The organism is Halomonas sp. AOP30-A1-24 (assembly GCF_052378165.1).
Classification (GTDB): Bacteria; Pseudomonadota; Gammaproteobacteria; order Pseudomonadales; family Halomonadaceae; genus Vreelandella; species Vreelandella citrativorans.
On the sequence record NZ_JBQSXL010000002.1, the window covers coordinates 94115 to 117761 of the forward strand.

The window sequence follows — 23647 nt, forward strand, 5'->3', positions numbered from 1 at the left end:
TCCTTAGCCATTCTTACTCGTCAACTTCATGGTCTGGCGGTACGTCCAACAAGCGCAATGCGTTGCCTGTCACGCTTGAAAAGACCGGAGCGGCCACTGCACCGCCATAAAATTCACCCGCTTTAGGGTGATCAATCATCACCACGGTCACAATACGCGGGTCGGAAATAGGCGCAATGCCTGCAAATACACTGCGATAAGCATCCGTGGTATAACCGCCCTGCCCCGACTTACGCACAGTCCCGGTTTTGCCTCCCACACGATAACCTTCAACGCGTGCGCGCCGACCACCGGTATAGGCGGCAACGGATGTCTCCAGAATACTCAGCAAATCATTGGCGACGGCGGGCTCAATGGCAGGCAGTCCTTGGGGCGGTTCAGAAAGGCGTAGCAATGAAGGCGGTAAGCGCATGCCACCATTAGCCAGCGCGGTATAAGCACTGGCTAATTGAACAGCCGAGGTAGACAAACCATAGCCGTAAGAGAGCGCTGCCCGCTCACTACGCGACCAGCGCACCGGGGCCGGAAGACTGCCCGTTGACTCCCCAGGAAAACCCGTTCCAGGGGATTGCCCCAGCCCTAGTTGGTTATATTTTTCCCACATAGCCGTATCGCTTAACTGCAACGTTAAACGGGACATACCCACGTTGGATGAGTGCTCCAAAATACCAGCAAGCGTCAACTCACCATAATCGCGAAAGTCACGAATGGTAAATTGATCAAGACGCATCCAGCCAGGCGACGTATCCACAACGGCATCGCGATCCACAATGCCGCTTTCAAGAATGGCTGCCATGGCCAGCGGTTTCATAACAGAGCCTGGCTCAAACACATCAACCAGCGCCTGGTTACGCAACCCACGGGGATCAAGCCCGGTACGATTATTAGGGTTATAAGAAGGCAGGTTAGCCATCGCCAACACCTCGCCGGTGCGGGCATCCATCATGACAAGCACGCCACCATCGGCTTCATGCTCAGCCACCGCCGCTCGAAGCTCCCGGTACGCCATATATTGAATGCGCTGATCAATTGAGAGCACCAAGTCTCCGCCTGGCTGCGCTTCACGTATGACGCCTAGCTCGCGCACCAAACGCCCACGGCGGTCTTTAATGACGCGGCGCTGGCCAGGGTGACCGGCCAGGAAAGGCTGATAAGAGAGCTCCAACCCCTCCTGCCCCCTATCATCTACATTGGTCACGCCAAGTATCTGTGCGGCGACCTCGCCAGCAGGGTAGTAACGTTTGTACTCGCGCTGGGGATACACGCCGGGCGTGCGTAAATCCAGAATCTGCTGGGCCGCTTGAGGCGTCATCTGGCGGCGAAGGTACATAAACTCACGGCTGCTATAAAGTTCAACCCGCGCCTCAAAGTCATCCGGCGACATGCCTAGCGCCTGCGCCAGCATTACGCGCTGAATACCATCTTCGGGTAGCTCTTGAGGATTGGCCCACAGCGTAACAACCGGTGTTGAGATCGCGAGCGGCTCGCCGTTTCGATCCGTGATCATGCCGCGGTGCGCAGGGATCGCTTCATGGCGAAGTGTTCGCGCATCTCCCTGGCTCTGTAGAAAGGGTCGGTCAATCACCTGTAGCAGTGTGATGCGCCCAATAAGGATGCATGCCACTACGCAAAATACGATCAATATAAAGTAAAAACGACCGTTACCTAACGGGGGGGCAACAGGTAGATGACGGGGCATCCCTCCCCGACGTTCGCCTCTCATGGTCGTATCACCTCAACATCATGCACATCAGGAATACGCATATCCAAGCGCTCCGTCGAAATTTGCTCAATACGAGCGGGTGTCGACCAAGCGCCCTCTTCCAAAAGCAACTGCCCCCATTCGGTCTGCAGCTGATTTTTCTCCTGCCCAAGCTGTTGCAGCTGAGCATACTGAACGCGCGTTAAATGAGTAACAACAACGGTGGCTAAGCCACTAACAATGCAGGCAAAAAAAAGCAGGCAAATAACCAGCGGCCACGTGCGAAAACGTAGTTTAAAGGGCCATTCAGTGCGTAGCGTTGAGCTCCAACGCTCAATCCGATCCATGCTCATGGTTATACTCGTTTTCGGGCAGCCCGCATAACGGCGCTGCGCGCACGTGGATTACCGACCACCTCGTCATCACTAGGGCGTACGCCTTTGCCCAACGCCTCAAGACGGCGATTTAACTGATCATCACGGATAGGCATACCACGCGGTAGATGCGAATCGCCACGCACATAATGACGTATAAAGCGTTTTACACGGCGATCTTCCAGCGAGTGGAAACTGATAACCACAAGATGACCACCGGGCGCTAGCGCTTCAAGGGCTGCGTCTAAGGCAGCATCAAGTTGATCTAGTTCACCATTTAGATAAATTCGTAACCCTTGAAATGCTTTGGTCGCAGGGTGCCGCCCCTTTTCCCAAGCAGGGTGGGCTTTTTTCAGCACCTCGGCCAGGTCGACCGTATGCGTAAACGGCGTTTCAACACGCCGCTCGACCACCGCACGTGCCAAGCGCTTTGCATAGCGCTCTTCACCGTAGGCTTTAAACACGTGAGCGATATCCGCCTCTTTAGCACGTGCTAAAAATGTGGCTGCACTTTCGCCTTGCGTCGGGTCCATACGCATATCCAGCGGACCATTGCGCATAAAGCTAAACCCACGCTCAGGGTCATCCAACTGCGGAGAAGAAACACCTATATCCAACAACACGCCAGACAGCTTGCCAAACACACCCTGCTCACGCGCATAGTCAGCCAGGCGGGCGAATTCACGCTGGGTAATTTGAAAACGCGCATCATCGATTTCAGCGGCGGCAGCAATAGCTTGGGGATCGCGGTCCATGGCCATCAGGCGCCCCTGGTCGCCAAGGCGAGACAGGATTAACCGCGAATGACCGCCACGACCAAAGGTGCCATCTAAATAAATACCGTCAGGAGTATGTACAAGGGTATCAACCGCCCCTTCCAGTAATACGCTGGTATGGCGAAACGGTGAAACGACCTGGTCAGCGTCAGGAGAAGGCATGTTACTCTCACACAAATCTCATAGAAAAATAAAAGGGGCTCGCTACTGCGGGCCCCTTATGGAAATGGGGAGTCGGCCGATAAGCCGGGTTCTGTCGTGGACAGTCATTCCTCTAGGCGCTGCGTCACCACAGCGCTCAAGCAACCTACCCGGACCCAGCGCGGGCCACGCCTTTGGGTCCCTATTTGGTCTTGCTCCGAGTGGGGTTTACCATGCCACGCACTGTTGCCAGGCGCGCGGTGCGCTCTTACCGCACCCTTTCACCCTTACCGGCCCTTTGAGGTTTATTTCAAGAGGCTTAGGCGGTCTACTCTCTGCTGCACTTTCCGTCGGCTTACGCCGCCCAGGCGTTACCTGGCACTCTGCCCTATGGAGCCCGGACTTTCCTCCCCCAGCCCATCAAAAAGATGGGCTAGCGGCGACTGTCTGGCCAACTCCGGCGGCAAGCATACCAGCGCCCTCGCTTCGCCTCAATGCTCGGTTTTAATTGCCTGCAATCTTGCATACCACTCTTGTTTGCGACCGCCCAGCATTCGAGCCACTATCGCTGCTCCTTGCTTGACACCTACGCCCTCATCCAGCAGCACTTTCATCAACGCATCTGCGCCAATATTCTGATGTTCGCTTTGAGTGACGGGCGGGGCACCTGCCACCATTACCACAAACTCGCCTCTTGCCTGGTTAGGATCTTCTGTTAGCTGCGCCAACAGGGCTTCCGGAGTGCCCTGAAGAAAGGTCTCAAACGTTTTAGTCAACTCCCTGGCCAATACCACGCTACGTTCGGGCATTTGGTCACGCAGCGCCTCCAGGGTATGCACAATACGGTGTGGGGATTCGTAAAACACCAGCGTTTCTTCCCGAGCTTGCCACTGCTCCAGCGCCTGGCGGCGCGGGCCTGGCTTGGCGGGTAAAAAACCGCAAAACGTGAAGCGATCAGTCGGCAGACCCGCCCCAGAAAGCGCCGTCACAAAGGCACAAGGCCCGGGCAGCGCCACCACATGACGGCCACGCACGCGCAGCTCTCTCACCAGCACAAACCCAGGGTCACAAATAAGCGGCGTTCCAGCATCGCTAATCAATGCAATACTTTCGCCTGCCTCCAGATAAGCATCCAGGGTATCCACTCGGCGCGCCTCATTATGTTCATGAAGCGACAGCATGGGTGTATTAATCCCCAAATGCGCCAATAAGCGGGCGCTATGACGCGTATCCTCTGCCGCGATGCGCGATACTTCCGCTAATACCCGAGCTGCACGCGGCGATAAATCGTCCAAATTCCCAATTGGGGTGGCAACCACGTACAATGTGCCCGGATTGTGGTGTGTCATCGTGACTCCCGATTTGTTAATGGCTTGCTCTGACGGTGCGCTATGCTTGTGCTATGCCAACTTACCCACTGACATGCGGCGACAGCGCAAATGAAAACTAAGGAAGGATACATGAAACAGTCTCTGCGTGGCGTACTCGCCACAGGCCTCTTGGCACTTCTTATGACTGGCTGTGCGATGCAATCGCCCAGCGTGGTCGACCGCGCGGACGATCAGGAGGCGGGCCGTTTGCTCAATCAGGCAGAACAGCAGGCCCCGAATCAAGCGGCTAAAACTCGTCTCGAAGCAGCCACCATTTTTGCCCAACAAGGGCAGCGGCAACGTGCTTTTGAGACAGCCGATGCGCTTGATGAAGTCAGGCTTTCAGACACGGATCGCGTTCGCTGGGCACTGCTTTTCTCTGAATTAGCGCGTGGCATGGATAATCCACGCGCCGTGCTGCGTGCCACGCAAGTGCTCAACGACGACCTGCCCATTCAGGATGATCAACGCGAAACGCTGACAGAGCGCCAGCGCTGGGCGCGTACCGCGCTTGATGAACCCGACATGGAACAACTGACACTACCAAGTCTTGAGGGTCAGGACATAAGCCGCATCATTGTGGCCCTGCCCGAATCAGGCCCGCTTAGCGGCGTCGCCAATACGCTATCGACCGCCATGCGTCGCCATCACGAGATTCGCGGTGACAATGTACAGCTCAGCTTCATCGACGCGTCACAATATTCGATGGATGAGATTTATAGCCGTGCAGGACAGATGAACGCGCAGCTGATTATCGGCCCCCTCGCCAAAGACGAGGTTAGCCAGCTCGAACAACGCAATAGCGTACCGCTTCCCACCCTTGCGCTGAACTATGGAAGCGGCGAACAGAACCGTGCTGCGGGTCTTTTCCAGTACGGCCTTTCCGCTGAAGATGAGGCCCGCCAGGCAGCACGCCGCGCATACCAGGACGGACATCGCCAGATGTCGGTAATGGTGCCAGATAATGACTGGGGACGCCGAGTCGGCGAAGCATTCTGGAATGAGTTTCACGGCCAGGGTGGCGAAGTGACGACGGCGGTACGCTACAACCCGGACAGCGCGGTCACCAATGCCGTTCAGACAGCCTTAAACGTGAGTGGCGAACGTGCTCAACTGGGCAGTATTGATGCCTTGTTCCTACTGGCCTTGCCTGATTACGCTCGCCAAGTCCCGCCCACCATGGATTACTACTACGCGCCCAACCTGCCTATTTACGCCACTTCCCACCTGCATGAAGGGCACTTACAAGCGCGTCGTGACCAGGATCTTGACGACGTCATGTTTATGGATATTCCATGGCAAATTCCTGACGCCGCTGTCGGTGGTGAAGAAGTACTCCCGTTCTACCCTACTTACCAGCGTTTGAGCGAAGAGTCTGACGCTTCCATGTTCCGCCTAATGGCCATGGGCGTAGATGCCTATGAAATTGCGACCGAGCTTTCAGATATTTCAGCGCTAAATGGCCTACGCGGCAGCACAGGAACGCTCTACCTGACGGGTGACGGCCGCATATATCGCGAACTACCCTGGGCGAAGTTTCAAAACGGTGTCCCGGCGCCCATTTTAATCCCTGGGCAATAATGGCAAATAACGCCCAAACTGCCCGTAAACGCGGCGCAGCCATTGAGCAGTTAGCTGCTCAATGGCTGCAGCAAAGGGGTCTTACCCTCGTTACCCAAAATCATCACGTAAAGGGTGGCGAGCTTGACCTAGTGATGCGCGACGGTGACACACTGGTGTTTGTTGAAGTAAAGCATCGGGTAACTACGCGATACGGACACCCTCTGGAAACCATCACGCCGACAAAAAGAAAGCGCCTAATTCGGGCCGCTCAGCTATATCTTGGCAATTTCGGCCTTGCATCGCCTTGCCGCTTTGATATTCTTGCCATTACGGGCGCTCCGCCCACTCTCGAGTTCCACTGGGAGAAAGCGGCTTTTGATGCCTACTAATTCCATTTTAACCAGGAAGCCCTAATGGACTTTCAATCGCGCATTCTTAACCACTTTAACGCCAGCATAGACACCAAAACCTATGCGAGCGAAGTACTCCCCCCCTTTATCGAAGTCGCCAGTCAAATGATGGTTCAGTGCCTGGTTAATGAGGGAAAAATTCTGGCATGCGGTAATGGAGGCAGTGCGGGCGACAGCCAACACTTCTCTTCTGAACTGCTCAATCGGTTTGAGCGGGAACGGCCAAGCTTGCCTGCCCTTGCGTTAACCACCGATACATCAACGTTGACATCCATTGCCAACGACTACAGCTATAACGAAGTATTTTCCAAACAGATACGCGCCCTTGGGCAGCCAGGCGACGTATTGCTGGCAATCTCTACCAGCGGTAATTCGGCTAATGTCGTGCAGGCGATCCAGGCAGCTCACGACCGTGAAATGACGGTTGTAGCATTAACCGGGCGAGACGGTGGCAACATGGCTTCCTTGCTGGGTCAGGATGATTGCGAGATTCGCGTCCCTGCCACATCAACAGCAAGAATCCAGGAGATTCACCTACTGGTCATTCACTGTTTATGTGACCTTATTGATGAACAGTTATTCGGCAGCGCTGACTAACGGGGCAGTACCCTACCACTCATCATTTTCATTAAGATAAGGAGTCATCCAACATGGCCCTGCGCTTTTTCTCTCGTCCGTTACTAGTTGCGACACTAGTAGCTGCTGCTCTGATCAGCGGCTGCGCCACGCACAGTGCTTCCAACCCCTCTAACTATGGGCAGCTCAGCAAGGACGTTAAAGCGGTCGATGCGACCATTGAGCGCGAATCCAAGCGTGCGCTGGACCAGGCCGATGCTCGACTGGCCGATGCCCGCATTCGTACGCACAGCTATAACGGTACATTATTATTGGTAGGCCAGGTCCCCAGCGAAGAACTACGCACGAAAGCGGGTAATGTTGTGCAAAACCTGCGTGGCGTTAATCAGGTGCATAACGAACTCACCATTGCGGGCAATCTGCCCGCCACCCAGCGCCTAACCGACACATGGATAACGACCAACGTTGTAAGCACACTCGCCACCAACGACCGCATCGACTCCTCCAAGATCAAAGTGACCACTGAAAATGCCAATGTTTACTTGATGGGCTCGGTCTCCCACGAAGAGTCTGATCGAATCGTTGCTGCGACCTCCTCAGTTGGCGGTATTCAGCGCATTGTCAAAGTATTCGAATACATTGATTAACCGGCTCTTGGGCCTATAAAAAAACCTCGCACAGTCACTATGCGAGGTTTTTTATGGCCTGACCTTTTATAGCCTGACCAGATAGCACTGGCGCTATTTTACGACGCGCAGTGTTGGCTTCTTCTTGGACGTCGAAGACGTTGAGGACGCTTCAGAAGCATCTTCAAGGTTGCCGCCAGAAACAGGCTCCGTCACCGTCAATTCAGGCTTGGAAGGTGAGTCAGGCGCCTCATCAAACTGCTCCTCTTCATCCCCTTCTTCAGCAAGCTCAGGCTCGTGACCAAACACCATGCCCACACCATTTTCACGGGCATAAATAGCAATCAGCGCAGGAATGGGCACCATCACCTGCATGGGCTGGCCGCCAAAACGTGCGTTAAAGCCAATTGCCTGATTCTCCATAAACAAATCACGCACGGCTGTTGGCGCCACGTTCAACACAATCTGACCATTCTGTACAAACTGGCGCGGCACTTCGACCCCGGCCTGCGTCGCATCAACGACCAGGTAAGGGGTTAGTTCATTATCCAGCAACCACTCATAGAGCGCTCGGGCGAGATAGGGGCGACTCGATTTCATAAGACTCCCTCCTCCTGACAAGTAAGGCCCCAGCCCTTACCGGACGATGGGGCCATGTAAATTCAAGTACGCATCTCTTTTTCGCGCTCACTCAAAGATGCTTTGAACGCTTCCCGCTCAAACACTCGCGACATATAGCTTAAAAGTGGCTTAACCTGCTTTTCAGGCAGCTCAATATTAAGATCTGGCAAACGCCACAAGATCGGCGCGAGACAGCAGTCCACCAGAGTGAACTCTTCGCTCATAAAGAAAGGCATATCTTCAAAGATCGGTGAAATACCAATCAGGCTTTCACGCAGCTCTTTACGCGCCTTGTCCGCCTCTTTCTTCCCACCGCTACGGATCTGGTCGACCTTGGGGCACCACTCTCGCTCAATGCGGTGCATCCAAAGACGGCTCTGCGCACGGGCCACAGGGTAAACTGGGAGTAACGGTGGATGCGGGAAACGCTCATCCAAATACTCCATCATGACTTTTGACTCATAGAGCACTAAATCACGATCCAACAACGTGGGCACACTGTTGTACGGGTTGAGGTCTGCTAAATCTTCGGGCGGCTGCTCTTCGTTAACATCAACAACATCAACGGCCACCCCCTTCTCAGCCAGAACAATGCGCACACGATGACTAAAATGATCATCACTACCTGAGTAAAAAATCATCGACGACCGCTTGGCCACAACACCCATGAAAGCATCCTCGCATTAAAACAATTATGGATAATAACACGCCAGAGGCACCTTATGGTAAGGCAGCCTGTTTTGGGTTACCGCTTAACATCAACGCAACCGCCATGTGATTTACACGATGGCTCAACTCTGTTTTTAGCATTCGACGCTAACGGATATCTTTCCAATATTCACGCTTCAGCAAGTAAGCAAACACGCCAAAAATAAATATGAAAAACAAAACTTTAGGGCCAATACTCTGCGCCTTCAGCCTAGAAGGCTCGCCAACATAGGCTAAAAAATTGGTAATATCGTATACGGCTTCTTCAAATGCTTCGGGCGATAGCTCTCCAGGCGCTGTCACGCTTAATTGCTGACACCGCCCGCCACCTAGCGCTAAAGGCCGAGCCTGACGACAGTCGAGCTCTTGCACACCTTGAAGAGGCTCAAGCACATTCGGCATTGCCACCGACTCATAGACCGTATTATTGACGCCTGTAGGGCGCGCGGGATCTCTGTAGAACCCCAACAGAAAGCTGTACACCCAATCGCCCCCACGCAAACGTGTCGTTAGGGATAAATCTGGCGGTACAGCGCCCCACCATTGCGCGGCATCGTCGTCGCTTAGCGCATTATGCATAGCGTCGTTAAATGCAAGGCCTGATGAGAACATAACACTATCTTTCATCAACGCCTCAGGAATACCCAGGTCGTCCGCAGTGCGCGAAAATCGCTGATAACTCAGCGTATGACACCCAAGACAGTAGTTAACATAAAGCTTGAGACCATTTTGCAGAGAGGCACTATCCTGCAAGTCGGGCGACATTGACGTCACGTTACGTGTTTCTTCTTGCGCCGTAGCCGTCATCGGCAACAGCCATAAAAACAGAGCCATTACGTATTTTTTCATTAGCCAGTCACCCTTTTCGGCACGGGCCTGGTTTTTTCCAACCGGGTGTAGAACGGCATCAATAAAAAATACGCAAAGTACAACACGGTAAATAGTTGCGCCAATCGTGTCCGAACAGGGGTAGACGGCAATACACCCAACACGCCTAACGCGACAAAGCTTGCAACAAGCACGACCAGCATCAGCTTCGACATCCAGCCTTTATAGCGCATGGATCGCACCGGGCTACGGTCCAGCCACGGCAAAACAAACAGCACTGCAATAGCGCCACCCATAAAAACAACGCCCAAAAAGCGAGCATCCAGGCCCAGCAGCGAGAAATTCACTCCCCGTAAAATGGCATAGAAAGGCGTGAAGTACCAAACAGGCGCAATATGGTCGGGCGTATTAAGCGGATCAGCCGGCGCAAAGTTCGGCTGCTCAATAAAAAAACCGCCGCCTTCCGGGAAGTAAAACACAACGCCACAAAAAACGAAGAGAAAGATGGCCACGCCAACCAGATCTTTAACGGTATAGTAGGGATGAAAGGGAATACCATCTACCGGCTTGCCCGCAGCGTCTTTCAATCCGTTAATTTCAATACCATCAGGGTTATTCGACCCCACCTCATGCAGCGCTACAATATGCAGCACCACCAGCCCAAGAATCACCAGCGGCAGTGCAATGACATGCAGCGCGAAAAAACGATTCAAGGTAGCCCCTGACACCACATAATCGCCGCGCACCCACTCGGCAAGCCCGGGGCCGATACCTGGAATAGCTGAAAAAAATGAGGTAATTACCTGCGCTCCCCAATAGGACATTTGCCCCCACGGCAGCAAATATCCCATAAACGCCTCGGCCATCAGAATCAAATACAGCGCCATACCGAACACCCACACAAGCTCACGCGGCGCTTTATAAGAACCGTACAAAAGCCCCCTAAACATGTGTAGATAAACAACAATAAACAGAGCGGACGCACCCGTTGTATGGAGATAACGAATCCACCAGCCCCACTCAACGTCGCGCATTATATATTCGATGGACGCAAACGCCTCTTCAGGAGAAGGACGATAGCTCATGGTTAACCAGATGCCGGTCAAGAGCTGATTGACCAACACCAGTAGCGCAAGCGATCCAAAGATGTACCAGATATTAAGATTTTTAGGTACGTAGTAGTTGGCCAGATGGTCGCGCCATAGCCTGCTTACTGGAAACCGAGCATCCAGCCAGCCCAGCAAACCGCCCGACTTCTCGCGCGCCGCCATCAAACAGCCTCCTTATCTTCGCCCACCACGATAATAGTATCGTTAAGATAATGATAAGGGGGCACTTCTAGATTCGTCGGTGCAGGCATACCGGTATATACGCGCCCCGCCAAATCAAAACGCGAACCGTGGCACGGGCAAAAAAAACCACCTGACCAGTCATCATCACTATCGGCCTGTGCGTCTGGCTCAGGCCGATACAGCGGCGAACAGCCAAAATGCGTGCAGAGACCAATCAACACCCCCACTTCTGGCTTAATCGAGCGAAGCGCTCCTTGCACATAGGCAGGTTGCTGAGGGTGATTTGAATCAGGGTCTGCCAAGCGCTCTGTCGCCACGGTTTCAGTGCGCGCTATCATTTCAGGCGTTCGGCGAATGATCCATACGGGCCTGCCCCGCCACTCAACGGTCATACGCTGGCCAGGCTGCAGCTTGGATATATCCGCTTGAACCGGCGCACCCGCCGCTCGCGCCCTCGCACTGGGTTGCCACGATGCCACAAAGGGAACGGCCACGCCGACCATGCCTACTGCTCCTATAACGGAGGTAGCGCCAACAAGGAAACGTCGTCGACCTTTATTGATGCCGTGCTCTGCCATGCAAGGCTTCTCCCATTAACGTGATGCGTGGCCACCCAATGCATAAAAGAACGAATCTGCGAAATACTATACGATAAATAGATGGATATCCTTGATAGCCGTCATACTGCTCCAGGACCACCAAAATAACTTGATGCTAATATAATTTGATACTAATGCATTATACTTTTTGATTTTACAATAAAAAACGCCCAGGCCGATGGCCTGGGCGTTTTGCCGCATAAGCGTTGAAAAATTAACGCTTGGAGAACTGCGGACGACGACGTGCTTTACGCAGGCCGACTTTCTTACGCTCAACTTGACGCGCATCACGCGTTACGTAGCCAGCGGCACGCAGCGTAGGACGCAAGTCTTCGTTGTAGCTCATCAGGGCACGAGTAATGCCGTGACGGATAGCGCCAGCCTGAGAAGAACCACCGCCACCAGCGACAGTTACAAAAATGTCGAACTGGCTCAGGGTTTCAGTCAATTCCAGCGGCTGACGAACCACCATACGACCAGTAACGCGACCGAAATACAGGTCGAGTTCTTGGTTGTTAACGGTGATTTTGCCAGAGCCCGGCTTCATAAACACGCGAGCGGTGGAAGTCTTGCGGCGCCCGGTACCGTAATACTGCTGTGTCATGGCGAAGATTTCCTCAGATGTTCAGTTCAAGCGGCTGCTGGGCAGCATGCGGATGCTCGGCACCGGCGTACACTTTTAACTTGGTATACATGGCACGACCCAACGGACCTTTCGGCAACATGCCTTTAACGGCAAACTCAATGATGCGCTCGGGCGCATGATCAAGCATTTTGTCGAATGTCATGGTGCGCAGGCCGCCCGGGTAACCGGTGTGGCGATAATAGGTCTTAGCCTTCGCCTTGTTGCCAGTCACTTGGACTTTCTCAGCGTTGATGACAACGATGTAGTCGCCAGTATCAACGTGAGGAGTAAATTCGGGCTTATGCTTGCCACGCAGGCGGCGAGCAATCTCGGTTGCCAGACGACCGAGCGTTTTGTCCGTAGCGTCGACAACATACCAGTCGCGCTGGACGGACTGCGGCTTAGCACTGAACGTCTTCATGGATGAAATCACCAGATTAAGTGTATTGGGTGGCTAACACCGTCAAGCGGTGAAGCACCTTCCCTATTTTTTTTGGTTGCCAAGCTTAGCCTGACAACATGTAGCGAGGCGGCATTCTACAGTATGGCGCGGGACAAGTTAAGCCCTAATCGTGGCTTTTCTTAACGACTGGGCCATAAACCTCATCACGGCTTATGGGGCAGCGCCAAATATTCACGCGACTGCATTTCCTGAAGGCGCGACAGCGTACGCTGAAACTCAAAGGTTAGCTTACCGTCCCTATAAAGCTCTTCTACCGGCACCTCTGCTGACATTAATAGCTTTACCCCGCGATCATAAAACTCATCGACCATATTGATAAAGCGGCGCGCCTGATCGTCATGCTTGGCTTCCATCCGCTTCACATTCGACACAAGCACCGTATTGAAGCTACGCGCTATTTCAATATAGTCATTCTGGCTACGCGGCCCATCGCAGAGCTCCAGAAATTCAAACCACGCCACATTTTCATGTAGCCTGCGCGTTTTCAGCACCCGATGATTAATTTCCAGCGGCGCATCCGCCTCACCCTCGTGGCCAGCGATCTCGCGGAAGCTGCGCGTAAGCTCCTGCTCGGCCGCCTCATCCAGCGGCGAGTGAAATATCTCCGCGCGTTCCAAGGCGCGCAGCCGGTAGTCGACCCCGGAATCAACATTGACTATCTCACAGTGACGCTTGACAAGATCGATGGCAGGGAGAAAGCGCGCCCGCTGCAGGCCATCCTTGTACAGGTCATCCGGCACGATGTTGGAAGTAGCGACTAGCACAACGCCCCGCTCGAACAGCGCCTCAAGCAGGTTGGCCAGAATCATGGCATCCGTAATATCCTTGACGAAGAACTCATCAAAGCAGATAACCCGAGCCTCTGAGGCAAATTTACCAGCAATCAGCGTGAGAGGATTCTTCTCACCCTTATAGTGGGTTAACTCGTTATGAACCCGCTGCATGAAACGATGAAAATGGGTGCGCATCTTTTCAGGAAAGGGCAGCGACGCAAAAAAATTATCAACCAGATAGGTTTTACCACGCCCCACACCGCCCCAAAAATAGAGGCCTTGCACTTGGGGCAACGTCGGTTCGTTTGACGATGAGGCTTTACCGAACAGGCCCTTCATTTTGGCCTTCAAGCCGCCATGTGCCAGCACGGCCTTGGAAACCGCGGTGGGCGTCGCCATTAGGTCGTCATAAAGGCGCTGCAAATGCTCAACCGCTAACTCCTGCGCCGCATCATGCTGAAAGTCCTCGCGCCGTAGATCTGCACGATAGCGCTCCATGGGCGTTGGCCGAGATGACGGACCTGCCTTTTGGTTTGCAGAAGTAGCTGACATTTACTCGCTCCAATGCGTATTACGACGGCCCTCTAAATCCGACCAGCCGCCTTCAAAAAGCTGGGATTATACGCTGCACATCGTCTAAGCGCATGGTTGGATTGACCTAACCTGCCAATCGACGCCTATAATGAGGCTTGATTCGTTCGCAAACCGTCCACTCAAGCGTGACGGGGCGCTCCAAGTATCAGGGAGAAAACTGTGGAAGCAAGCTCGCCTTATACCTTTGCCATCGTTGGCATTATTATTGGCTTCATCCTCGGCTTGGGATGCTATCGGCTGTTTAGTAAAGGAGAGCGTCATAACGCGTCTTTACGCCAAACAGTGCTGGAACGAGAACATCAAATCGCCGAGCTTAAAAAAGGCATGGGAGGCCATTTAGAGGGTGTCTTCGAGCATTTGAAGTGCATTCGCGCCGAGGCCGACCAGCTTGAGCAGAAAATCATCGAGGATGCACAGCAGTGGCATTTGGGCAGCAACACGCCTGCGGCCATCAAAGAGCGACAGCAACCAGCGCAGCATCAAGCCGCCACACCCACAGGGCCTGATTCGGAGGGTAGCCTGGCCACCCCCCGTGACTATGCGGATGGTAAAAATGGCACGCTGGCAGAAAACTTTGGCTTAAAAGGCGATAACGCCGATACGCCCCAACCGCCTCGCTATTAAGCCTGCACCTCACGCCATCGCCCGTTACCGGTGATTTTCAACCCCGTCGCCAAAAGGTCAGGCGGGGTTATCGATATCGACAAAGCGGTGCTCAATATCGTACTCATCGGCCAGCCACTCCCCCAGCGCCTGCACGCCATAGCGCTCGGTTGCATGATGACCCGCGGCAATGTAGTGAATGCCCAGCTCGCGCGCCAAATGGGTAGTACGTTCAGAAATCTCACCTGACACAAACACCTGTGCACCTGCTTCAAAAGCAGCTGTAATCATGTCTTGCGCGCCCCCTGTACACCAGGCGATCCGCTCAATATCCCCCATGTTCGGCGCCTCAATCACCAAAGGCGCACGTTGCAAGACATTCGCCATTTGTTCTGCCAACGCGGTCACGCTTTGTGCTTGAGCCAAGCGCCCCGACCACAAAAAACCCTCTCCCAACTCACCATCCAGACAACCCTCTACCCGCCAGCCCAATCGCCTGGCAAGCTCTGCGTTATTCCCCATCTCGCTATGGGCATCAAGCGGAAGATGATAGGCAAGCAAATTGATATCGTGGTTAATCAGCGTTTTTATACGCTGATGCTTCATGCCTGTAATGGCCACTGGCTCATTTTTCCAGAAGTAGCCGTGGTGAACCAACAGCATGTCGGCCTGCCAAGCGACTGCTTCCTCCAGCAACGCCTGGCACGCAGTGACCCCACTCATTACGCGCTTAATATCCGGCCGCCCAGCGATTTGCAGGCCATTGATCGTAAAGTCCTTAAACGTTGAAGCACGCAGCTGATGGTCGCAAGCAGCTACGATTTGATCGCGATGAGTCACAAGGGCTCCTTTAATGATTCGTCGACTATCATGAGGATGAGCATCAGAAAGTGTTACCATAATGCCATAGTAAAACCCGCTTCGTGTGATCGCGAACCTCACGTTTGACAAGACCACTACCCGCTGAGGAATTTTTGCATGCACCGCTTTGTGCTGCCTTATTTATGGCCTATTTTGACCGGGGTATTATTAGCTGCCCTGCTACTATTTGCATTCCCGGACACGCTGCCCAATCCCTTTACCAACGCGCCCTCCACGACATCACAAGCCCCCACCTCCCCTCTGGTGAATGTCAGCGACGAGGTTAGCAGCCGCCCGGCCCCCGAAACTCGCCAGGCCGCTCCGCTTTCGCGTGACCAAGGGCCTGCCAGCTATTCAAGCGCGGTCGGCCAGGCAGCGCCTGCCGTCGTGAATATCTACTCATCGCGTATTGTCGAGCGCGATCAACACCCGCTGATGTCTGACCCTTTTTTCCAGCAGTTTTTCAGCGGTGACGATGCGACAACCCACCAGCGCATGTTATCCAGCCTCGGCTCAGGGGTTATTATCAGTCACGATGGCTACGTACTAACCAACCACCACGTGATAAATGGCGCTGACGAGATTCAGGTGGCACTGCGTGATGGGCGCGAGACACTCGCCGAGGTCATTGGCACCGACCCCGAAAGCGACCTCGCCGTATTGCATATCGACCTTGAGGATCTTCCGGTCATTGAAATAGCCGACTCAGCGGATGTGGCCGTTGGGGATGTTGCGCTGGCCATCGGCAATCCATTTGGTGTAGGGCAAACCGTTACCATGGGCATCATCAGCGCGACCGGCCGTAATCATTTAGGCTTAAATGCCTATGAAGATTTTATTCAAACGGACGCAGCAATTAACCCGGGTAACTCAGGCGGCGCACTGATCAACCCCGACGGCGCCCTGGTGGGCATCAACACAGCGATTTTCTCACGCTCCGGCGGCTCGCAAGGCATCGGCTTTGCGATCCCGGCCAACCTAGCGCACAGCGTTCTGGATGAGCTAGTGACTCAGGGGCGGGTCATACGTGGCTGGCTGGGAATTGAAGCGCAAGCGCTGTCACGCGAACTCGCTGCCTCGTTTGGGCTACGCACACCTCAGGGGGTTATTGTTGCGGGTGTAGCGAGTGGAGGCCCAGCAGACGAAGCGGGGCTAGAGCCTGGCGACATCCTGCTCTCGGTTAACGGCCAAACCGTGCTGGACGCTCGCGCTACGATGAGCAATATTGCCTCCATCCCCCCCGGCACAACGCTGCCTATCACCATTGTTCGTGGCGGCGAGCGCATCGATATCTCGCTTGAAGTGGGCGAGCGCCCGCTGATTCCCAACGCACCATTGGGCGAGCGACCTAAAGAATCCTAGCACTCGCCCGCAGGCTAATTACGGCTTAACCCGATACTCCGCTGACCGCGCATGCGCGGTCAGCGACTCTCCGCGAGCCAATACTGACGCGACCTCGCCCAATGCTGACGCACCCTCACGCGAGCAGTGGATAATGGAGGAGCGCTTCTGGAAGTCGTAAACCCCCAGGGGAGATGAGAAGCGCGCCGTACCGGACGTGGGCAGAACATGGTTTGGGCCTGCGCAGTAATCCCCTAGCGCTTCTGCCGTGTAACGCCCCATAAAGATCGCACCGGCATGACGCACATCAGCAAGCCAAGTGTCCGGTGCGTCGACGGAAAGCTCAAGATGCTCGGGCGCGATACGGTTAATGATATCAACCGCCTCAGCCTTGCTCTGACAAAGCACCAACGCCCCCCGCCGACCCAGCGATTCACGCACGATTGATTCGCGATCAAGCGTGGGCAACAAACGCTCAATAGAGGCGGACACCGCATCCAGGTGTTCACTATCCCAACTGACCAGAATCGCCTGAGCATCTTCGTCATGCTCCGCCTGTGAAAACAGGTCCATGGCTAGCCAGTCCGGGTCGGTCTGCCCGTCGGAGACCACTAAAATCTCGGAAGGCCCCGCAATCATGTCGATACCGACCTGACCGAACACCGCCCGCTTAGCCGTCGCAACATAAATATTGCCGGGCCCAACAATCTTGTCCACCCTTGGCACGGTTTCTGTGCCGTATGCCATCGCAGCGATAGCCTGAGCGCCACCAATAGTGAAGACGTCATCGACCCCCGCCAAATGCGCCGCCGCCAATACCAACTCATTGACCACGCCGTCAGGAGTAGGAACGACCATCACAATTTCGCGCACGCCCGCCACATGGGCAGGAATCGCGTTCATCAATACAGAAGAAGGATAAGCCGCCTTGCCCCCCGGGACATAAATACCCGCGCGATCAAGCGCCGTAACCTGCTGCCCCAGCACCGTGCCATCAGCCTCTTCATACTGCCAAGAGGTTGGCTTTTGCCGCTCATGATAGAGCCGAATACGCTCGGCGGCGCTGGCTAACGCATCGCGCTGCGCTGCGGGCAAATTTTCGAAAGCGTGCTTTAGCTGCTCGGGTTTTAAACGCAGTTCATCCATGCGTTCAACCGAAAGCCGATCAAAACGATTGGTCGCTTCAATAACCGCTGCGTCGCCGCGCTTTTTAACATCCGCCAGAATCTCATCAACCCGTGCTTTTACCGCCGTATCCGAGACCCCTTCCCAATCCAACAGCGTATCAAGGCGGTCATCGAACGAGGCATCAAGCGTTGAAAGCCGGGCGATCATGGGCGTGGAGCCAACCGCTGAAGACATAGTGCTCATAAAGACCCCGCGTTATGTGGAAGGCTGTGCTTGGCGTTTTTTCACGGCGCGCTCCAAGCGCGCCAAAAGCGGCTTGATACGCTCATGCTTCATGGTCATGGCGGCCTTGTTCACGACCAGGCGTGTGCTGATATGAGCAATTAACTCACGTGGCTCCATGCCATTGGCACGCAGCGTATTGCCCGTATCGACAATATCAACAATTTCATCGGCCAGATTCATTAAAGGCGCTAATTCCATTGCCCCATAAAGCTTAATGACTTCGGCTTGAATACCCTGTTCGGCATAGTAGCGCCTGGCAATATTCACAAACTTGGTAGCTACACGCCGACGCGCATGAGCAGGCTGCTCCCCTGTCACCCCGGCGGTCATCAGCTTACAGCGAGCAATCTCCAGGTCCAGCGGCTCATAAAGACCTTCAGCACCATGCTCCAATAAAACATCTTTCCCCGCGATACCTAGATCAGCTGCGCCCAGCTGTACATAGGTCGGCACATCGGTGGCACGAATAACCACCAGTTTTACATCGGGCAGGTTGGTATCAAACAACAGCTTACGGCTCTTGCCCAGGTCTTCTGCCGGTGTAACACCGGCATCAGCGAGTAACGGCAGCGTCTCATCCAAAATACGCCCTTTGGAAAGGGCTAAAATTAGTTGCTTACTCATTATAATGGCCAATGGTTAATAGCATGGCTTAGCCAGGAATACGGCGAATACGTGCACCCAGCAACTGCAATTTCTCTTCGATACACTCGTAGCCACGATCAATGTGGTAGATACGATCAACCAGCGTTTCGCCTTCCGCCATCATGGCGGCAATCACCAGCGACGCGGAAGCACGCAGATCGGTGGCCATCACAGGCGCGCCTGAAAGCTTTTCAACACCGTTAATTAATGCGGTGTTACCTTCAAGGGCTATGTCCGCCCCCATGCGGTTAAGCTCTTGCACGTGCATGAAGCGGTTTTCGAAGATGGTTTCCACTACGCGCGAATGGCCAATGGCGACGGCGTTCATGGCCACAAACTGGGCCTGCATATCGGTAGGGAACGCCGGGTACGGCGCGGTGCGGATATTAACGGCCTTGGGCCTTTTACCGTGCATATCCAGCGCGATCCAGTCATCACCACTGGTAATCTCGGCGCCCGCTTCTTCAAGCTTGGCAAGCACGGCTTCCAAAATGTCCGCACGGGTGCGCTTTACTTTCACCCGCCCACCGGTCATGGCGGCTGCCACCAGGAAGGTGCCGGTCTCAATACGGTCGGGCATAACATCGTGGTGACAGCCATGCAGCTTCTCGACACCTTCAATCACAATGGTGTCAGTGCCGTGGCCACGAATATTGGCGCCCATTTTGATCAAGCATTCGGCCAGATCAACAATCTCTGGTTCACGCGCCGCATTCTCAAGGACAGTCTTACCCTCGGCAAGGGTGGCGGCCATCAACAGATTCTCAGTGCCAGTTACCGTGACCGTATCGAAGAAAATAGTCGCGCCTTTCAAGCGGCCATCAACGCGAGCACGGATATACCCGGCTTCAACCCGAATATCCGCCCCCATGGCCTCCAGGCCACGGATGTGCAGATCAACAGGCCGAGAACCGATGGCACACCCGCCAGGCAGCGACACATCTGCCTCGCCGAAGTGGGCAAGCAAGGGGCCTAGCACCAGAATGGAGGCACGCATTTTCTTCACTAACTCATAAGGAGCGTGACAATGCGTGACTTGAGAGCCATCCAACTGAATAGTGAGCCGTTCACCCATGACAGGCTCAACGCCCATACGGCCCAACAACTCAAGCGTCGTGGTAATATCCTGAAGATGTGGCAGGTTGCCGACAACCACCGGGCCATCGGCCAAAAGGGTGGCACATAAGATAGGCAGAGCCGCGTTTTTGGCGCCGCTTACCCAGACCTCACCATCCACCGACCCATTGCCGGTAATAATTAACTTATCCATGCAGGCGCCGTTATTGAGCGTTTTCCGACGCAGTGGACCACTGCGTCGGAGTGAACGTTTTAATACTGATGGCGTGTAAAGCGCCCGAGGCAATTTCATCACTTAACGCGGCGTAAACCAGCTGTTGGCGCTTAACCGGAGAGAGGCCTTCAAAGGCGTCACCCACCGCAATCACCTGAAAATTACAGCCTTCGCCCTGGATATGAAAGTCACATCCGTCGATACGGGATTCAAGCAGTGCTTTTACCTCATTGGGTTGCATGAGACAGGAAACTCCTTCAGGTCGATGTGAATAGTACTAATAAGGCAACATAATAAAGAAAAGCGACACGCTTGGCGATGCCAAGGGTGCCACCCCCTAACGGGCGAGGGTTGGCGGATGGATAAGTGATTCAATTTCTGAAAGAAGCGCTAAGCGTTCAAGGGGCGCTGAAAGGGTCACCGCATTGACGGTAATGCTGCGCGACTGGCAGGTACGCATCCATTCAAACAGCACGCTTATAACCGCACTACTGGCTTTATGGACGCCATTAAAATCAAACGTAACATCACGTTGCTCTGTCGCCTGGAGCCATTTTTTACCCGCGGCGGCAAGCTCTGCCGCCGCGTCCATGCCAACATCGCCCGTAACGCACAATGTATTTTGCGAGGCCTCGAGGCTTAGCTGGGACAGTGACAGTAAACGTGTCACGCATCGCCCCCCTGCTCCAGCTCGTCGACACCAATTTCAGGTGCCCAGCCACGAATAACCGCATCATAGTCACGATTGTTTTCGCGCATTGCTTGGTCAAACTGGTTGCGGAACGTCAGTCCCAGGTTAATACCGTTAACAATCACGTTCACTACGCGCCATTCACCGTCAGACAGGCGCAGGCTATAGCTCACCGGATAGACCTGTCCGTTATTGGCCACCACTTCCATATCGACACTTGCCTGGTCTTCGTAACGCTGACCGCGCTGGTTATTCAACACCCGCAGCTCACGATAATCGAACGTTACCAAGCCACGTGCATACGTATCAATTAAGGTCTGGCGAAACACGTTTGCAAAGCGACTGCGCTGCTCCGGGGTCGCGTTACGAAAGTAGCTTCCCATCACGCTGGCACCGATATAGCGAAAGTCCGCCACGCCTTCAAGGCTGGTGTCGACCAACGCTTCAAGCTCACCCATATGATTGGCGTAATACTCCCTCTTGCCTTTGATCTCTCCCATCAGAGCATTGACGTTTTCCCGAACCATCGCTTCAGGCGACTGGGTTTGCGCATGAGCCTGAAGCGGTAAGACCAGTACCAACATCATGAACGCAAAAAGCCAGCGCATCGGCGTCAGTGTCGTGTTTCGCATTACATTCACCTCTACTAATAGAATGTTTAATTACTCGCCATATTGGATACAAATTGCTGGATTAGTTCTTCAAGCACCAGCGCAGACTGGGTATCGCGAATGGTATCGCCATCTTCAAGCACTTCAGGGGCGCCACCCACGCTTAAGCCAATATACTGCTCGCCCAACAGGCCGGAGGTTAAAATGGCGGCTGTTGTGTCCTCGGAGAGCTGCCCTTCCAAGTCATTATCCAGGCGTAGTGTGACCCGAGCGTCAAACCAGTCGGTATCTAAATCAATCGACTCCACGCGCCCAACGGTCACGCCCGCCATGGTGACTCTAGAGCGCGGCTTTAATCCGCCAATATTGGAGAAATTGGCGTCAAGGTGAAACGTTTCAGAAGAGCTAGCAAGGCTTAAACCACTGACGCGCAGGCCCAGAAAAATCAGCCCAACAATCCCCGCCAGCATAAATAGACCCACGCCAAATTCCATTGTTTTACTGCGTTTCATGAAACCACTCCACCTATTAAAGGCCGCCGAACATTACGGCGGTTAATACAAAATCAAGCCCCAATACTGCAAGCGATGAATAAACGACGGTGCGCGTTGTGGCCCGCGAAATCCCTTCAGACGTCGGCATTAAGTCATAGCCTTGAAACACCGCGATCCAGGTAACAACGACGGCAAAGACAAGACTCTTGATGATGCCGTTACCTACATCGCCGATAAACGATACGCTGGCCTGCATGTTGCTCCAGTAAGAGCCTTCAAAAACGCCAAGCCACTCCACACCGACCAGATAGCCACCCCAAATACCCACGACGCTAAAGCCAACCGTCAGAATGGGCAGCGAAACGAACCCAGCCCAGAGCCTGGGCGCAATAATTCTACGCAGTGGGTCTACGCCAATCATTTCCATACTGGTTAGCTGCTCGGTGGCTTTCATTAAGCCAATCTCAGCGGTAAGTGCCGACCCTGCCCGCCCGGCGAATAGCAGCGCAGCGACAACCGGCGCCAATTCCCGCAGCAAGGAAAGCGCAACCATTTGCCCTAACGCCTGCTCCGCGCCAAAGTCGACCAAAATAGTGTAGCCCTGCAGCGCCAGCACCATGCCAATAAAAAGTCCCGATACGATCACAATCGCCAGCGAGAGCACGCCCACAAAATGCATTTGACGCAGCCAGAGGCTCCACCCTTCACGAGACGGCACGCCGACCGCTGACTGGCCAAGAAATAGCCCGGCACGGCCCAGCGCTTCCATTACATCGCACCCTTTACGCCCCAAACGGGCGATATAGCCGATGCCTTGTTCAAATTTCGACTGCATTACCCTGCCCTTGTCGCGGTAACGGGGCCAAGAATATCGCTATACAGCGTCTCGGCGGGATAGTGAAATGGCACAGGGCCATCTGGCTCGCCATGAACGAACTGGCTAACGCGTGGGTCCTGGTTGGCATTTAGTGTTTGCGGCGTTCCCTCAGCGACGACCTGACCATCAGCGAGAAGATAGAGATAGTCGGCGATGCTTAGTGTCTCTTTAATATCGTGAGAAACCACCACCGAGGTAAGCGCTAGTGCCTGGTTAAGCCGTTTAATCAACTGCACCAACACGCCCATGGAAATAGGATCCTGCCCGACAAAAGGCTCATCATACAAAATGAGCTCCGGGTCTAACGCTATTGCCCGGGCCAGCGCCACGCGCCTGGCCATACCGCCCGAAAGTTCTGCAGGCGTTAGATGACGAGCCCCGCGCAGCCCCACCGCTTGAAGCTTTAGCAATACCAGGTCTCGAATCATGGCATCGGGCAGGTCGGTATGGACGCGCAAGGGAAACGCGACGTTCTCGAACACATCCAGGTCAGAAAACAGAGCGCCGCTTTGAAACAGCATGCCCATACGTTTACGCAATGCAAACAGCGCTTTTCGCGACAGCCGATGAACGTCCTGGCCATCGACGATAATACGTCCACGATCCGGCGTTAGCTGACCACCAATGAGTTTTAGCAAGGTTGTCTTGCCGGTACCGCTAGGCCCCATAATGGCGGTGACGTTACCCTGAGGAATAATCATGCTGATTCCACGAAAGATCTCATGGCTCCCACGTGAAAAATGCACGTCTTCAATTTCGATGAAGGGAACGTCTGTCAT

The 23647-nt window shown here is 54.2% G+C and carries 28 protein-coding genes and 1 other RNA gene; 6 read left to right on the forward strand and 23 right to left on the reverse strand.

What is annotated here, in order from left to right; genetic code table 11:
* Positions 1-13: 13 nt before the first annotated feature.
* The 5 genes from ACT3TJ_RS01615 to rsmI all read right to left on the reverse strand — a co-directional run bounded on the left by ACT3TJ_RS01615 (position 14) and on the right by rsmI (position 4342).
* Positions 14-1723 carry a peptidoglycan D,D-transpeptidase FtsI family protein gene (locus tag ACT3TJ_RS01615; RefSeq protein WP_441677045.1) on the reverse strand — a complete coding sequence of 570 codons (1710 nt, stop codon included), beginning with the start codon at positions 1721-1723 and terminating at the stop codon, positions 14-16.
* Positions 1720-2055 (reverse strand): cell division protein FtsL, encoded by a 336-nt coding sequence (ftsL, locus tag ACT3TJ_RS01620; protein WP_172116339.1) that lies wholly within the window; start codon positions 2053-2055, stop codon positions 1720-1722. The genes ACT3TJ_RS01615 and ftsL overlap by 4 nt, the downstream gene beginning before the upstream one ends.
* A gap of 2 nt (positions 2056-2057) precedes the next feature.
* Positions 2058-3014 (reverse strand): 16S rRNA (cytosine(1402)-N(4))-methyltransferase RsmH, encoded by a 957-nt coding sequence (gene rsmH, locus ACT3TJ_RS01625; protein ID WP_172116338.1) that lies wholly within the window; start codon positions 3012-3014, stop codon positions 2058-2060.
* A 64-nt stretch (positions 3015-3078) separates the two neighbouring features.
* An RNA gene (rnpB, locus tag ACT3TJ_RS01630) (RNase P RNA component class A) lies at positions 3079-3452 on the reverse strand.
* Positions 3453-3484: 32 nt separating this feature from the next.
* Positions 3485-4342: a 16S rRNA (cytidine(1402)-2'-O)-methyltransferase gene (gene rsmI, locus ACT3TJ_RS01635; protein WP_172116337.1), complete on the reverse strand. Its 858-nt coding sequence runs from the start codon at positions 4340-4342 to the stop codon at positions 3485-3487.
* Between the two features lie 111 nt (positions 4343-4453).
* Between rsmI and ACT3TJ_RS01640 the strand changes: the two genes are divergently transcribed.
* The 4 genes from ACT3TJ_RS01640 to ACT3TJ_RS01655 are packed head-to-tail and all read left to right on the forward strand — an operon-like array spanning position 4454 to position 7559.
* Positions 4454-5944, forward strand: a complete 1491-nt coding sequence (locus tag ACT3TJ_RS01640; RefSeq protein WP_444621414.1) for a penicillin-binding protein activator — start codon at positions 4454-4456, stop codon at positions 5942-5944.
* Positions 5944-6315 (forward strand): YraN family protein, encoded by a 372-nt coding sequence (locus tag ACT3TJ_RS01645; protein ID WP_193056276.1) that lies wholly within the window; start codon positions 5944-5946, stop codon positions 6313-6315. Before ACT3TJ_RS01640 ends, ACT3TJ_RS01645 begins: the two co-directional genes overlap by 1 nt.
* A gap of 24 nt (positions 6316-6339) precedes the next feature.
* Positions 6340-6933, forward strand: a complete 594-nt coding sequence (locus ACT3TJ_RS01650; protein ID WP_172116335.1) for a phosphoheptose isomerase — start codon at positions 6340-6342, stop codon at positions 6931-6933.
* A 53-nt stretch (positions 6934-6986) separates the two neighbouring features.
* Positions 6987-7559 (forward strand): BON domain-containing protein, encoded by a 573-nt coding sequence (locus ACT3TJ_RS01655; protein WP_172116334.1) that lies wholly within the window; start codon positions 6987-6989, stop codon positions 7557-7559.
* Between the two features lie 93 nt (positions 7560-7652).
* Here the strand turns inward: ACT3TJ_RS01655 and ACT3TJ_RS01660 are convergent, their stop codons facing one another.
* The 8 genes from ACT3TJ_RS01660 to zapE all read right to left on the reverse strand — a co-directional run bounded on the left by ACT3TJ_RS01660 (position 7653) and on the right by zapE (position 13999).
* Complete coding sequence (locus tag ACT3TJ_RS01660; RefSeq protein ID WP_193053794.1) at positions 7653-8138, reverse strand: ClpXP protease specificity-enhancing factor; 486 nt, start codon at positions 8136-8138, stop codon at positions 7653-7655.
* Between the two features lie 62 nt (positions 8139-8200).
* The gene (gene sspA / locus ACT3TJ_RS01665; RefSeq protein ID WP_172116332.1) at positions 8201-8827 is read right to left on the reverse strand and encodes a stringent starvation protein SspA; all 627 of its coding nucleotides are present in this window, start codon (positions 8825-8827) and stop codon (positions 8201-8203) included.
* 148 nt (positions 8828-8975) lie between these two features.
* Entirely contained in the window at positions 8976-9716 is a 741-nt protein-coding gene (locus tag ACT3TJ_RS01670; RefSeq protein ID WP_193056275.1) for a cytochrome c1, read from the reverse strand.
* Positions 9716-10966, reverse strand: coding sequence for a cytochrome b (locus tag ACT3TJ_RS01675; RefSeq protein ID WP_444665436.1), 1251 nt, complete (start codon positions 10964-10966; stop codon positions 9716-9718). The genes ACT3TJ_RS01670 and ACT3TJ_RS01675 overlap by 1 nt, the downstream gene beginning before the upstream one ends.
* A complete protein-coding gene (gene petA, locus ACT3TJ_RS01680; RefSeq protein ID WP_444621413.1) occupies positions 10966-11565 on the reverse strand; it encodes a ubiquinol-cytochrome c reductase iron-sulfur subunit in 600 nt (199 codons plus the stop codon). Before petA ends, ACT3TJ_RS01675 begins: the two co-directional genes overlap by 1 nt.
* Positions 11566-11800: 235 nt before the next feature.
* Positions 11801-12190 (reverse strand): 30S ribosomal protein S9, encoded by a 390-nt coding sequence (gene rpsI / locus ACT3TJ_RS01685; RefSeq protein ID WP_444621412.1) that lies wholly within the window; start codon positions 12188-12190, stop codon positions 11801-11803.
* A 13-nt stretch (positions 12191-12203) separates the two neighbouring features.
* Positions 12204-12632 (reverse strand): 50S ribosomal protein L13, encoded by a 429-nt coding sequence (rplM, locus tag ACT3TJ_RS01690; protein ID WP_172116327.1) that lies wholly within the window; start codon positions 12630-12632, stop codon positions 12204-12206.
* A gap of 185 nt (positions 12633-12817) precedes the next feature.
* Positions 12818-13999: a cell division protein ZapE gene (gene zapE, locus ACT3TJ_RS01695; RefSeq protein WP_444621411.1), complete on the reverse strand. Its 1182-nt coding sequence runs from the start codon at positions 13997-13999 to the stop codon at positions 12818-12820.
* A gap of 201 nt (positions 14000-14200) precedes the next feature.
* Between zapE and ACT3TJ_RS01700 the strand changes: the two genes are divergently transcribed.
* Positions 14201-14665: a ZapG family protein gene (locus tag ACT3TJ_RS01700; RefSeq protein WP_193053799.1), complete on the forward strand. Its 465-nt coding sequence runs from the start codon at positions 14201-14203 to the stop codon at positions 14663-14665.
* A 57-nt stretch (positions 14666-14722) separates the two neighbouring features.
* Here ACT3TJ_RS01700 and ACT3TJ_RS01705 read toward each other — a convergent pair whose 3' ends face one another.
* The gene (locus ACT3TJ_RS01705; protein ID WP_172116324.1) at positions 14723-15484 is read right to left on the reverse strand and encodes a Nif3-like dinuclear metal center hexameric protein; all 762 of its coding nucleotides are present in this window, start codon (positions 15482-15484) and stop codon (positions 14723-14725) included.
* A 138-nt stretch (positions 15485-15622) separates the two neighbouring features.
* On the opposite strand from ACT3TJ_RS01705, the gene ACT3TJ_RS01710 reads away from it, so the two are divergent.
* Positions 15623-16867 carry a Do family serine endopeptidase gene (locus tag ACT3TJ_RS01710; protein ID WP_444621410.1) on the forward strand — a complete coding sequence of 415 codons (1245 nt, stop codon included), beginning with the start codon at positions 15623-15625 and terminating at the stop codon, positions 16865-16867.
* 18 nt (positions 16868-16885) lie between these two features.
* Here the strand turns inward: ACT3TJ_RS01710 and hisD are convergent, their stop codons facing one another.
* The 9 genes from hisD to ACT3TJ_RS01755 all read right to left on the reverse strand — a co-directional run bounded on the left by hisD (position 16886) and on the right by ACT3TJ_RS01755 (position 23647).
* A complete protein-coding gene (hisD, locus tag ACT3TJ_RS01715) occupies positions 16886-18217 on the reverse strand; it encodes a histidinol dehydrogenase (RefSeq protein WP_444621409.1) in 1332 nt (443 codons plus the stop codon).
* A gap of 12 nt (positions 18218-18229) precedes the next feature.
* A complete protein-coding gene (gene hisG / locus ACT3TJ_RS01720) occupies positions 18230-18883 on the reverse strand; it encodes an ATP phosphoribosyltransferase (RefSeq protein WP_172116322.1) in 654 nt (217 codons plus the stop codon).
* Between the two features lie 28 nt (positions 18884-18911).
* On the reverse strand, positions 18912-20174 hold the full coding sequence (gene murA, locus ACT3TJ_RS01725) for a UDP-N-acetylglucosamine 1-carboxyvinyltransferase (RefSeq protein ID WP_172116321.1): 1263 nt from the start codon (positions 20172-20174) through the stop codon (positions 18912-18914).
* 10 nt (positions 20175-20184) lie between these two features.
* Positions 20185-20436, reverse strand: coding sequence for a BolA family protein (locus ACT3TJ_RS01730; protein WP_087109408.1), 252 nt, complete (start codon positions 20434-20436; stop codon positions 20185-20187).
* A 96-nt stretch (positions 20437-20532) separates the two neighbouring features.
* Complete coding sequence (locus tag ACT3TJ_RS01735; protein ID WP_444621408.1) at positions 20533-20865, reverse strand: STAS domain-containing protein; 333 nt, start codon at positions 20863-20865, stop codon at positions 20533-20535.
* Positions 20862-21518 (reverse strand): MlaC/ttg2D family ABC transporter substrate-binding protein, encoded by a 657-nt coding sequence (locus ACT3TJ_RS01740; protein WP_444621407.1) that lies wholly within the window; start codon positions 21516-21518, stop codon positions 20862-20864. The genes ACT3TJ_RS01735 and ACT3TJ_RS01740 overlap by 4 nt, the downstream gene beginning before the upstream one ends.
* A 26-nt stretch (positions 21519-21544) precedes the next feature.
* On the reverse strand, positions 21545-22009 hold the full coding sequence (mlaD, locus tag ACT3TJ_RS01745; RefSeq protein ID WP_193053805.1) for an outer membrane lipid asymmetry maintenance protein MlaD: 465 nt from the start codon (positions 22007-22009) through the stop codon (positions 21545-21547).
* Positions 22010-22025: 16 nt separating this feature from the next.
* Positions 22026-22826 carry a lipid asymmetry maintenance ABC transporter permease subunit MlaE gene (mlaE, locus tag ACT3TJ_RS01750; RefSeq protein ID WP_172116316.1) on the reverse strand — a complete coding sequence of 267 codons (801 nt, stop codon included), beginning with the start codon at positions 22824-22826 and terminating at the stop codon, positions 22026-22028.
* A complete protein-coding gene (locus ACT3TJ_RS01755) occupies positions 22826-23647 on the reverse strand; it encodes an ABC transporter ATP-binding protein (protein WP_172116315.1) in 822 nt (273 codons plus the stop codon). The genes mlaE and ACT3TJ_RS01755 overlap by 1 nt, the downstream gene beginning before the upstream one ends.

Coding starts and splice junctions, on each gene's coding strand:
- hisG (WP_172116322.1), bottom strand. CDS start 18,883: ATGAGTAAGCAACTAATTTTAGCCCTTTCCAAAGGGCGTATTTTGGAT.
- mlaD (WP_193053805.1), bottom strand. CDS start 22,009: ATGAAACGCAGTAAAACAATGGAATTTGGCGTGGGTCTATTTATGCTG.
- ACT3TJ_RS01710 (WP_444621410.1), top strand. CDS start 15,623: ATGCACCGCTTTGTGCTGCCTTATTTATGGCCTATTTTGACCGGGGTA.
- mlaE (WP_172116316.1), bottom strand. CDS start 22,826: ATGCAGTCGAAATTTGAACAAGGCATCGGCTATATCGCCCGTTTGGGG.
- ACT3TJ_RS01640 (WP_444621414.1), top strand. CDS start 4,454: ATGAAACAGTCTCTGCGTGGCGTACTCGCCACAGGCCTCTTGGCACTT.
- ACT3TJ_RS01740 (WP_444621407.1), bottom strand. CDS start 21,518: ATGCGAAACACGACACTGACGCCGATGCGCTGGCTTTTTGCGTTCATG.
- rsmH (WP_172116338.1), bottom strand. CDS start 3,014: ATGCCTTCTCCTGACGCTGACCAGGTCGTTTCACCGTTTCGCCATACC.
- ACT3TJ_RS01730 (WP_087109408.1), bottom strand. CDS start 20,436: ATGCAACCCAATGAGGTAAAAGCACTGCTTGAATCCCGTATCGACGGA.
- rpsI (WP_444621412.1), bottom strand. CDS start 12,190: ATGACACAGCAGTATTACGGTACCGGGCGCCGCAAGACTTCCACCGCT.
- rplM (WP_172116327.1), bottom strand. CDS start 12,632: ATGAAGACGTTCAGTGCTAAGCCGCAGTCCGTCCAGCGCGACTGGTAT.
- murA (WP_172116321.1), bottom strand. CDS start 20,174: ATGGATAAGTTAATTATTACCGGCAATGGGTCGGTGGATGGTGAGGTC.
- ACT3TJ_RS01755 (WP_172116315.1), bottom strand. CDS start 23,647: ATGACAGACGTTCCCTTCATCGAAATTGAAGACGTGCATTTTTCACGT.
- sspA (WP_172116332.1), bottom strand. CDS start 8,827: ATGGGTGTTGTGGCCAAGCGGTCGTCGATGATTTTTTACTCAGGTAGT.
- zapE (WP_444621411.1), bottom strand. CDS start 13,999: ATGTCAGCTACTTCTGCAAACCAAAAGGCAGGTCCGTCATCTCGGCCA.
- ACT3TJ_RS01670 (WP_193056275.1), bottom strand. CDS start 9,716: ATGAAAAAATACGTAATGGCTCTGTTTTTATGGCTGTTGCCGATGACG.
- hisD (WP_444621409.1), bottom strand. CDS start 18,217: ATGAGCACTATGTCTTCAGCGGTTGGCTCCACGCCCATGATCGCCCGG.
- ACT3TJ_RS01675 (WP_444665436.1), bottom strand. CDS start 10,966: ATGGCGGCGCGCGAGAAGTCGGGCGGTTTGCTGGGCTGGCTGGATGCT.
- ACT3TJ_RS01650 (WP_172116335.1), top strand. CDS start 6,340: ATGGACTTTCAATCGCGCATTCTTAACCACTTTAACGCCAGCATAGAC.
- ACT3TJ_RS01615 (WP_441677045.1), bottom strand. CDS start 1,723: ATGAGAGGCGAACGTCGGGGAGGGATGCCCCGTCATCTACCTGTTGCC.
- ACT3TJ_RS01660 (WP_193053794.1), bottom strand. CDS start 8,138: ATGAAATCGAGTCGCCCCTATCTCGCCCGAGCGCTCTATGAGTGGTTG.
- ACT3TJ_RS01655 (WP_172116334.1), top strand. CDS start 6,987: ATGGCCCTGCGCTTTTTCTCTCGTCCGTTACTAGTTGCGACACTAGTA.
- ACT3TJ_RS01645 (WP_193056276.1), top strand. CDS start 5,944: ATGGCAAATAACGCCCAAACTGCCCGTAAACGCGGCGCAGCCATTGAG.
- ftsL (WP_172116339.1), bottom strand. CDS start 2,055: ATGAGCATGGATCGGATTGAGCGTTGGAGCTCAACGCTACGCACTGAA.
- petA (WP_444621413.1), bottom strand. CDS start 11,565: ATGGCAGAGCACGGCATCAATAAAGGTCGACGACGTTTCCTTGTTGGC.
- rsmI (WP_172116337.1), bottom strand. CDS start 4,342: ATGACACACCACAATCCGGGCACATTGTACGTGGTTGCCACCCCAATT.